The following is a 10,135-nucleotide window of genomic DNA, read 5'->3' as shown; positions in this document are numbered from 1 at the left end:
CTGGTAACCGGCGCCCCGTACGCGGCGTGCGTCCCGTTCGCCTCCCGGCGTTTACCTGTATCCGGCGAGGGCGTCATGGGGCCGTCATCCGGACCGGTGACGCTCCGGGTGTGCGAACAACCTCGTCCGCGGACCCGGCTCTGGTCGTCTCGATCCACGACGTCGCCCCCGCGACCCTCGCGGAAACCCGGCGGTGGCTCGCCGACCTCGACGGGTTCGGGATCCCCGGCGTACTGCTCGCCGTGCCCGGGCCGTGGCGCGGAACCCCGCTGGCCGACGACCCGGAGACGGCCGTGCTGCTGCGGGAAGCGGCGGCGGCCGGCCACGAGATCGCCCTGCACGGGTGGTGCCACACGGCGCAGCCGAGTGCTGGAAGCACGCTGCGGCGCTGGAGCGGCGGCTTCGCGGCGCGCGGGGCGGGGGAGTTCTGGACCCTCGACGAGGCCGCCGCTCGGGAGCGTGTCGAGCAGGGGCGGCAGACACTGCTCGCGGCCGGCCTGAACGTCGAAGGGTTCGTACCCCCGGGCTACCTCGCCGGACCCGGCGCCCGCGCGGCACTGGCGGCCGGCGGGCTGCGGTACTGGACGAGCCACTTCTTCGTGCACGACCTGACCGACGGCACGCGGGTCTTCGCGCCCTCCGTCTCGCACCGCCCCGCGATCCATGACGGCGCTGTGTCGACGGCGCCCGGCCGCCCCGTCCTCGAACGCGCGGGGGAGCTGCTGATCTGGGGCTACTCGCGCCTTCTGCCGCGCCCTGGCGCCCCGCTGCGCCTGGCCCTGCACCCGGACGACCTGCACCGCCCAGGGCTGCGCGAGGTCACGCTGCGGGCGATCGAGCGCGCGCTCGGCTCGGGTGCGCGCGCACTCACCTACGGCCGCCTGCTCGACCTGCGCGCGCAGGACGCGGCGGCCCGGCCGGCGGCGGCCGCGCGGTGAGAATCGTCCAGCTGGCGAACATGTACCACGCGCGCTCCGGCGGGCTGCGCACGGTGGTGGACACGCTCGGGCGCGGGTACGTCGCGGCCGGGCACGACAGGGTACTGATCGTGCCGGGGGTGAAGCGCTCGGTGGCCGAGGACGAGCACGGCACCGTGATCACCCTGCCCGGCACGCCGGTGACCGGCGGGTACCGGATGATCCTGCGCGCGGAGAAGGTGCTCGACATCCTGGAGGAGCTGAATCCGGACTCCATCGAGGTGTCGGACAAGGCGACGCTCGCCCCGGCCGGGACGTGGGCGCGGGAGCGGGGCGTGCGCTCGATCCTGTTCTCGCACGAGCGGCTCGGCGAGATGGTGGCGAACCGGACCCGGTCGAAGTCGGAGTCGCTGCAGAAGGCCGCGATGCGCTGGACCCGCAAGATCGTCACCTGGTTCGACGAGGTGGTCGCGACCTCGGCGTTCGGGGAGCGGGAGCTGGCGCTGGCGGGGGCGACCAACATCCGGCGGGTGCCGCTGGGGGTGGATCTGGAGACGTTCCGGCCGGGGACCGGGCCCGGTTCGGTGCTGATGCGCGCGACCGCGACGTCGCGGCCCGGAGTGGTGTGCCTGGTCTACGCCGGGCGGTTGTCGCACGAGAAGAATCCGCAGGCGGCGGTCGAGGCCGTGCGGGTGCTGCGCTCGTGGGGCGTGGACGCGCGGCTCGACGTGTACGGCAGCGGCTCGCACTACGCGTCGCTGTGCCGCCGGGCGAAGGGCTTGCCGGTCACGTTCCACGGGCACGTGGCTCAGCGCGGGAACCTGGCGAAGCATCTGGCACATGCGGACCTGGTGCTGGCGCCCGCCGCGTGCGAGACGTTCGGGCTGGCGGCCCTGGAGGCGCTGGCGTGCGGGGTGGCCGTGGTGGCGGCGGCGGGTTCCGGGGCGGCGGAGCTGGTCTCGCAGGACCCTGGCGGCCTGCTCTCGTGTCGCGTGGTCCACGGCGGCGCGCGGCCCGGTGCGGGCATCGCGGTGCCGCCGACGGGCCCGGGCATGGCGGCCGGAGTCCTGGAGCTGTTGACCTTCCCGGCCCGGGAGCGGGCGGCGGCGGCCCGGGAGCGGGCATCGCAGTTCCCTTGGTCGGCCTCGGTCGGCCGGATGCTGGCGATCCACGAAGGCGCCGAGCGAACCGTGGACGCCGCCTGAGCTGCGCCCTCACAGTTCGAGTCGTGCCTGGCACCGGACGGGCGCACGCCGCGCGATCTTTCGCAGCCGTCCCGATCCACGAGAAGAACGACGATCCCTTGACTCGCCCCGGGAGCGTAAGTTAGCTGAGCGCTGGCATATTCGGTGGCTGATCGAACCACCGGAGATTCGGAGGGCACCATGGGCCTGTTCACCCCGCGCACCTCATCGTTGCCGCGCTCGCGGCGCTTGGCGGCGTCCGTCGCCGCGCTCGCGACGCTCGTCGCCCTCGGCGCGGTCGGCTCCGCCAGCGCCGCTGCCCGGCCCCGGCTGGCTGAGAGCGCTACGCGCGCCGCCACCGACCTCGACCCGTTCACGCTCGTCAGCAAGGACTTCCGGGACGGCCGGCGGCTGCCGCTGTGGACCGAATACGGCGGCGTCGACGCAGCAGAGGCCGGGTGCTTCGGAAAGAACCTGGCGCCGGAACTCTCCTGGTCCAACGTCCCGAGTGGCACCCAAGGCTTCGCGCTGCTCGTCAACGACATGGACGCGCCGAGCGCAGGGGGCTGGCACCACTACGTGGTCTACGACATCCCCGGCAACGTGACCGAGCTGCCCGGCCACGGCGTGCACCTCTACACCGAAGGCGCCACCAGCTGGGACACCAACGGGATCCCGAACGTCGGCTGGGGCGGCCCGTGCCCGCCCGCCGACGGTTCGACCCACCACTACATCTTCACGCTCTACGCGCTGTCGACCGCGACCCTTCCCGGCAGCGACCTGACGTATGAGCAGGTGATAAGCGCGATCAACCCGTATGTTCTGGGAGCGACCGTCATCATCGGCACGTTCAGCCTGCCGCTGCAGCACTGAGGTTCGCCGCGCTGCCGATACGGGAGCGCGGCAAGGTTTCCTGCCCATGGGCCGTGAGGAGAGCGCTCTCCTCACGGCCCATGATTCATTGACGGGCTTCGCGAGCCGGCATTGCTCGGCCCGGTTCCGCACCAGCCTTTTCACTGGCCGCGTAACGTCGCGGTGATCCCGGCGCGCGCCGCGTCGGCCCCGAATCGTGCACTTGCGGCTGCGCAGCGCCTAGCGTCCGGCTGGTTCCGCAACGGGGATTCGTTGACAGAGCCGAAACGTGCGGGTAGACAACACCTCACACCGTCGGAGAGCGCTCTCCAAACTCAGGCCGCGGATCCTCGGCGGGACGGCCATGCCCGCGTGAGAAGCGCAACGGTCCGGCGTACGGCACAGACCCGAGTCCCCGACAAAGGCTGGAACCCACATGAAGTCCTCATCCTCCGGCGCACCGGCGCGCTGGAGAACCATGCCCCGCCCGGTACGGGCGGCGGCCGCCACGCTGACCGCGCTCGCCCTCGCGGTCTACGCGCTCGTCGCGACCACCACGGCCGCGCACGCGGCTCCCACGCTGTTGTCGCAGGGCAAGCCCGCGACGGCATCGTCGTTGGAGAACGCCTCGTTCCCCGCGTCCAACGCCGTCGACGGCAACACCGGCACCCGCTGGTCCAGCCAGTTCAGCGACCCCCAGTGGCTCGAGGTGGACCTCGGCGCCACCGCGTCGATCAGCCAGGTGGTCATCCAGTGGGAGACCGCCTCCGCGAAGGCGTACCAGATCCAAGTCTCACCGGACGCGACGAACTGGACCTCGATCTACTCGACGACCACCGGCCCCGGCGGCACCGAGACACTGAACATCACCGGCACTGGCCGCTACATCCGCATGTACGGCACCGCCCGCAACACCCAGTACGGCTACTCCATCTGGGAATTCCAGGTCTACGGCACGATCGGCGGCGGCACCGGCTGCGGCACGACCAACGTCGCCCTTAACCATCCGGCCACTGCCTCCTCCCTGGAGAACGCCACCTTCCCCGCGTCCAACGCGGTCGACGGCAACACCGGCACCCGCTGGTCCAGCCAGTTCAGCGACCCGCAATGGCTCCAGGTCGACCTCGGCAGCACACAGAGCATCTGCCAGGTCGTCATCCAATGGGAGACGGCCTCCGGCAAGGCATATCAGATCCAGGTGTCCAACGACGCGACCAACTGGACCACGATCTACTCCACCACCACCGGCCCCGGCGGCACCGAAACCCTGAACGTCTCAGGCTCCGGACGCTACATCCGCATGTACGGCACCGCCCGCAACACCCAATGGGGCTACTCCATCTGGGAATTCCAGGTCTACGCGGGCAGCGGCTCCGGCAGCCCGTCCCCGTCGACCTCGCCCTCGGCGTCCGCATCGCCGAGCGGTCCGCCGCCCGGCTGCACCGGCCAGTCGAACCAGCCGAACTTCGGCCCGAACACCTACATCTTCGACCCGAGCATGTCGAGCGCGACCATCCAGTCCGACCTCGACTCGGTGTTCAACACGCAGAAGCTCAACCAGTTCGGCACCCAGCGCTACGCCGAGCTGTTCAAGCCGGGCACCTACAGCGTCGAGGACAACGTCGGCTACTACACCTCCGTCCAGGGCCTCGGCCAGAACCCCGGTGACGTCACCATCAACGGCGACGTGACCGTGGACTCGTTCGACGGCACCGGCAACGCCACGCAGAACTTCTGGCGCTCGGCGGAGAACATGACCATCAACCCGTCGGCCGGCAACGACCGCTGGGCGGTGGCCCAGGCCGGACCGTTCCGCCGGATGCAGATCAACGGCGGCCTCGAGGTCTACCCGGCCAGCTACGGCTACGCCAGCGGCGGCTACATCGCCGACTCCAAGGTCACCGGCCAAGTGTCGACCGTGTCGCAGCAGCAGTGGTACTCGCAGGACAGCAACTTCGGCAGCTGGAGCGGCTCGGTCTGGAACATGGTGTTCTCGGGCGTCAACGGCGCTCCGGGGCAGAGCTTCCCGACCCCGCCGATGACCACGCTGGCCACCACGCCGGTCTCGCGCGACGTGCCGTACCTGTACGTCGACTCCTCCGGCAACTACAACGTGTTCCTTCCGTCGCTGCGCACCAACGCCTCGGGCCCGAGCTGGAACGGCGGCCCGACCCCGGGCACCTCGGTGCCGATGAGCCAGTTCTTCGTCGCCACGCCGTCGAACACCGCGGCGCAGATGAACGCGGCGCTGGCACAGGGCTGCAACCTGTTCTTCACCCCGGGCGTTTACAACATCAACCAGACGCTCCAGGTCAACAACCCCAACACCGTGGTGATGGGCCTCGGCTTCCCGACCCTGATCCCGGTGGGCGGCGTGGACACGATCCACGTGGCCGACGTCGACGGGGTGCGCCTCAACGGTCTGCTGCTGGACGCCGGCACCACGAACTCCAACGCGCTGCTGACCGTCGGGACGCAGGGCTCGAACGTGAGCCACGCGAGCAACCCCGACTCGATCCAGGACGTGTTCTTCCGGATCGGCGGCGACATCGCCGGCCAGGCCACCAACAGCCTGGTCGTCAACGCCAACAACGCCCTGATCAACGACATCTGGGCCTGGCGCGCCGACCACGGCAACGCGGGCACCGTCGGCTGGACCACGAACACCGCGGCGCACGGCCTCGTCGTCAACGGCAACAACGTGTTGGCGACCGGCCTGTTCGTCGAGCACTACCAGAACTACGAGGTCCAGTGGAACGGCAACGGCGGCGAGACCATCTTCTTCCAGAACGAGAACCCGTACGACCCGCCGAACCAGGCCGCCTGGATGAACGGCTCGACCAACGGCTACGCCGCGTACGAGGTGGCGCCCAACGTCACCACGCACCAGGCGTACGGCATGGGTAGCTACTGCTACTTCAACGTCAACAACGCGGTGGTCAACGACCACGCCTTTGAGTCGCCGAATACGCCTGGCGTGCAGTTCCACGACCTGCTCACCGTGTCGCTCGGCAATGTCGGCGTGATCGAGCACGTCATCAACAACGTCGGAGCCGCGACACCGACCAACACCACCCCGTCCACCGTCACCAGCTACCCCTGATCCCGGATCGGGGATAGTCGGCTGACGGGAGACGTCGGCTAAGTAAGTCGGCCCACGCGGCAACTGCTGCCGCGTGGGCCGACCGCTTTCTCCGCTGTGATAGGAGGCCGTGCACGCGCCCGTCGGGGATTGCACAGAACTCGATGACACTCCAACGCTCGCGGCGGTCGTATCCCACGTTCTGGCCATTTCTGCCGGAAGATCTGCCGTTCCGCAGCTCATACCGGCTCTTCGAAGAGCCCCGTACTGTGACGCGGATATCGGCAGGACGTCTTATTCTGTGTTCGCCGGAGTGTTATGATCACCAGCAAATGGCCCCCACGGCGAAAGCGGATGTGATCCCATGGCACAAAAGGTAGAGGTCACGCTGATTGACGACCTCGACGGCGGCAAAGCCGACGAGACGATTACCTTCGGCCTGGACGGCACTCAGTACGTGATCGACCTCAGCGACAAGAACGCCACGCGGCTGCGGGAAAGCCTCGCGAAGTACATCGGCGCGGCCCGCAAGGAGAAGGGCGTCCGCTCCACCGGGCGCGGTACCCGGCGCGCGGCGGTGGCCTCCTCCGGCCCTGACACCTCGGACGTGCGCACCTGGGCCAAAGCGCAGGGGTACGAGGTATCGGATCGGGGCCGGGTCTCGAAAGACCTCCTGGTCAAGTTCCAGGAAGCGCACAGCTGACATTACTTTTTAAAATCTCTCGGAGTTGCCTCTGGCCGCGCGGCGATTCTGTGCCACACTGACGAGTGGTCAGACTTCCCCGGTCTGGCCTGACCCGATGACCTTGCTCGGGCGCTGCCCTCGGCACCCTCCTCCCCCCAGGTGCCGAGGGCGTTCGGCTTTGAAGAGCGTTCACCACCGTGGACGTTTTTACGATTCGGGTGGAAGTGCGGCGAAAATAACCTCCGCGCTGCATTCCGCTTCCCGCGATCCCGCACCGCTCGCGCCGGCGACTGCCCGGCCGGGCCGACCTCTGTAGCGCGGCGCGAGCGGCTGTCGGCGGCGACTCGTAGGCTTATAGACATGTGCGGTCGGTATGTGGTGCGCAAGAAGCCGGAGGAGCTGGCGCAGGAGTTCGCGGTGGACCGGATCGACGTGGACGAGCCGGTGGAGCCGGACTACAACGTCGCCCCCACCAAGAACGTCCCGACGATCCTCACCCGCGAGCGGCGCGACGAGCCGGGCACGCTGGAGCGGCAGCTGCGTGCGGCGCGGTGGGGTCTGGTGCCGACCTGGGCGAAGGACCCGTCGGTGGGCAACCGGCTGATCAACGCCCGGGTGGAGACCGCGCCGGAGAAGCCCTCGTTCCGGCAGGCGTTCGCCAAGCGCCGCTGCATCCTGCCCGCGCTCGGCTACTACGAATGGCAGGAGCAGCCCCCGCCCGAGGGCGGCAAGAAGGCGGTCAAGCAGCCGTTCTTCATCCACCGCCCCGACGAGGGCACCCTGGCGATGGCCGGGCTCTACGAACTGTGGCGCGACCCGGAGAAGGAGCGCGACGACCCGCACGCCTGGCTGCTGACCGTCACCGTGCTGACCACGGAGGCGACCGACGAGCTGGGGCGCATACACGACCGTGCCCCGCTGATCGTGCCCGCCGAGGCGTACGAGACATGGCTCGCCCCGCAGGCCGAGGACGCGGATGAACTGCGCGGGCTGCTGATCCCGGCCACGGTCGGGATGCAAGCCGACCCCGTCAGCACGGCGGTGAACAACGTGCGCAACCAGGGGCCTGAGCTGATCAAGCGGCTGCCTGAGGCGTAGTCAGGTCTGTTGTCTGATCGGCGTCGGCCCGTGCGGGTCAGCGGAAGTCGCGGCTGCGGATGCGGCCGGGTTGGGCGGTGACCCGCAGCGCGGCCAGTCGTCCGGCGACGATGTTGAGGGCGCCGCCCTTGGGGTTTGTATCGGTGATGGGTTCGGAGCGTTCGAGGCTGCCGGTGATGCGCAGGGCGCCGTGGGCGAGGCCGACGCGCTGATACTTCTGCCAAACCCCGGGCGAGCAGACCACGTTCACCAGTCCGGTCTCGTCTTCCAGGGACAGGAAGCAGACCCCGCCCGCGGTCGGGGGCCTCTGCCGGTGGGTGACGATCCCGGCGACGTGCACCAGCTTCCGGTCGGGCAGGGCGCCGAGGTCTGCGATGCGGGTGTGGCCGGTGGCGTCGAGTTCGGCGCGCATATGGGCGATGGGGTGGGAGTCTGGGGAGGTGCCGGTGGCCCACAGGTCGGCGAAGGTCTGCTCGACCGGGCTCATGGCGGGCAGGTCGGGGGTGTGTTCGGCTCCTGAGGTGCCGGGCAGGTGGGCCTCGGTGGTGCCGGCCAGGGAGCCGGCCTGCCAGAGGGCTTCGCGGCGGGTCAGGCCGAAGCAGGCGAACGCGCCCGCGGTGGCCAGGGCCTCCAGCGCCGCGCGCGACAACCCAGTGCGGCGCACGAAGTCCTCCAAATCCCGGTACGCGCCATGCTCATCACGTTCGAGGGCGATGCGTTCGGCCGCCTTGGCGCCGAGGTCGCGCACGGAGGCGAAGCCGAGGCGGATCGCGGGCTGCAGGTACGGGGAGGAGTGCGAATGCGTGGGCTTGTAGGGACCGGACACCGGTTCGAGGGTGGCCTTGTCCCGCGAGGCGTTTGCGTCGACGCCGCGCACGGTCACGTCGTGCCGCCGTGCATCGGTGATCAGGGAGGCCGGGCTGTAGAAGCCCATTGGCTGGTTATTCAGCAGCGCGGCGGTGAACGCGGCCGGGTAGTACAGCTTCAAGTACGAGCTCGCATACACCAGGTACGCGAAGCTGATCGAGTGGCTTTCCGGAAAGCCGTACGAGCTGAATGCCTCGAGTTTCTGGTAGATGTCCTCGGCCAGTTCGCCGGTGATGTCGTTGGCGGCCATCCCGGACATCAGCCGCTGGCGCAGGGCGAGCATCTTCTCGGTGGAGCGTTTGGCGCTCATCGCGCGGCGCAGCTCGTCGGCCTCGACGGCGGTGAAGTTCGCGGCGACGATGGCCATCTGCATCACCTGCTCCTGGAACAGCGGCACGCCGAGGGTGCGCGAGAGCACCGGCTCCAGCTTCCAGTGGGGTGCCCAGTAGTCCTTTCCCTCCTCCTTCTTCTCGTCTCCGGAGCGGCGGCGCAGGTACGGGTGCACGGCGCCGCCCTGGATCGGACCGGGGCGGATCAGCGCGATCTCGATGACCAGGTCGTAGAACTCCTTCGGCTTGAGCCTCGGCAGCGTGGCCATCTGTGCCCGGGACTCGACCTGGAAGACGCCGACCGAGTCGGCGTCGCAGAGCATGGCGTAGACCGCCGGATCCTTGTCGGGGATGGTGCCGAGGGTCATGTTCACGTCGTGGTGGTCGCGCACCAGGTCGAAGGCGTCGTGCAGCGCGCCGAGCATGCCCAGGCCGAGCAGGTCGAACTTGACCAGCCCGGCGTCGGCGCAGTCGTCCTTGTCCCACTGCACCACCGAGCGGTCCTTCATCCGCGCCCACTCGGTGGGCACGACCTCGGCGACGGGGCGGTCGCACAGGACCATGCCGCCGGAGTGGATGCCCAGGTGCCTCGGCAACCCGTGCAGCTTGGATGCCAGATCCAGCACGTCGGTGGGGATGTCCGTGGCCTGAAGGTCCATCGCCCCGGCATAGGGGCCGAGCTGCTTGGTCCAGGCGTCCTGCGCACCCGGCGAGTAGCCCAGCGCACGGGCGGCGTCGCGGATCGCCATCCGGGCCCGATAGGTGATCACATTGGCGACCTGGGCGGCGCGCTGTCGACCGTACTTGTCGTAGACGAACTGGATGACCTTCTCGCGTTTGTCGGACTCGATGTCCAGGTCGATGTCCGGGTAGCCGTCGCGCACGGGGGACAGGAACCGTTCGAAGATCAGGTTGTGCTCCACCGCGTCCACGTTGGTGATCTTCAGGGCGTAGCAGACGGCTGAGTTGGCCGCCGAGCCGCGGCCCTGGGCGAGGATGTCGTGGTCGTGGCAGAACTTCGCGATCTCGTAGACGATCAGGAAGTAGCCGGCCAGTTTCATGTGGGCGATCACGCCGAGCTCGGAGTCCAGCTGCCAGTAGGCGTCGGGGTGGGAGCGGCG

The 10,135-nt window shown here is 69.3% G+C and carries 7 protein-coding genes; 6 read left to right on the top strand and 1 reads right to left on the bottom strand.

Features of this window, described 5'->3' with window-relative positions:
• Positions 1-110: 110 nt before the first annotated feature.
• From VGZ32_RS17675 to VGZ32_RS17650, 6 genes are all read left to right on the top strand, one after another.
• Positions 111-938 carry a DUF2334 domain-containing protein gene (locus VGZ32_RS17675; RefSeq protein ID WP_326887171.1) on the top strand — a complete coding sequence of 276 codons (828 nt, stop codon included), beginning with the start codon at positions 111-113 and terminating at the stop codon, positions 936-938.
• On the top strand, positions 935-2,122 hold the full coding sequence (locus VGZ32_RS17670; protein ID WP_326887170.1) for a glycosyltransferase: 1,188 nt from the start codon (positions 935-937) through the stop codon (positions 2,120-2,122). The genes VGZ32_RS17675 and VGZ32_RS17670 overlap by 4 nt, the downstream gene beginning before the upstream one ends.
• A gap of 180 nt (positions 2,123-2,302) precedes the next feature.
• Positions 2,303-2,974, top strand: a complete 672-nt coding sequence (locus VGZ32_RS17665) for a YbhB/YbcL family Raf kinase inhibitor-like protein (RefSeq protein WP_326887169.1) — start codon at positions 2,303-2,305, stop codon at positions 2,972-2,974.
• Between the two features lie 457 nt (positions 2,975-3,431).
• A complete protein-coding gene (locus tag VGZ32_RS17660) occupies positions 3,432-6,056 on the top strand; it encodes a discoidin domain-containing protein (protein ID WP_326887168.1) in 2,625 nt (874 codons plus the stop codon).
• Between the two features lie 343 nt (positions 6,057-6,399).
• Positions 6,400-6,738 carry an Lsr2 family protein gene (locus VGZ32_RS17655; protein WP_326887167.1) on the top strand — a complete coding sequence of 113 codons (339 nt, stop codon included), beginning with the start codon at positions 6,400-6,402 and terminating at the stop codon, positions 6,736-6,738.
• A gap of 342 nt (positions 6,739-7,080) precedes the next feature.
• Positions 7,081-7,818 (top strand): SOS response-associated peptidase, encoded by a 738-nt coding sequence (locus VGZ32_RS17650; RefSeq protein WP_326887166.1) that lies wholly within the window; start codon positions 7,081-7,083, stop codon positions 7,816-7,818.
• Positions 7,819-7,855: 37 nt separating this feature from the next.
• Here VGZ32_RS17650 and VGZ32_RS17645 read toward each other — a convergent pair.
• On the bottom strand, positions 7,856-10,135 hold a 2,280-nt coding region (locus tag VGZ32_RS17645; RefSeq protein WP_326887165.1), incomplete at its 5' end, for an error-prone DNA polymerase.

The sequence above is a fragment of the Actinocrinis sp. genome, from assembly GCF_035938995.1.
GTDB lineage: Bacteria > Actinomycetota > Actinomycetes > Streptomycetales > Catenulisporaceae > DASZGI01.
This window is presented reverse-complemented; position numbering and strand designations above follow the sequence as displayed.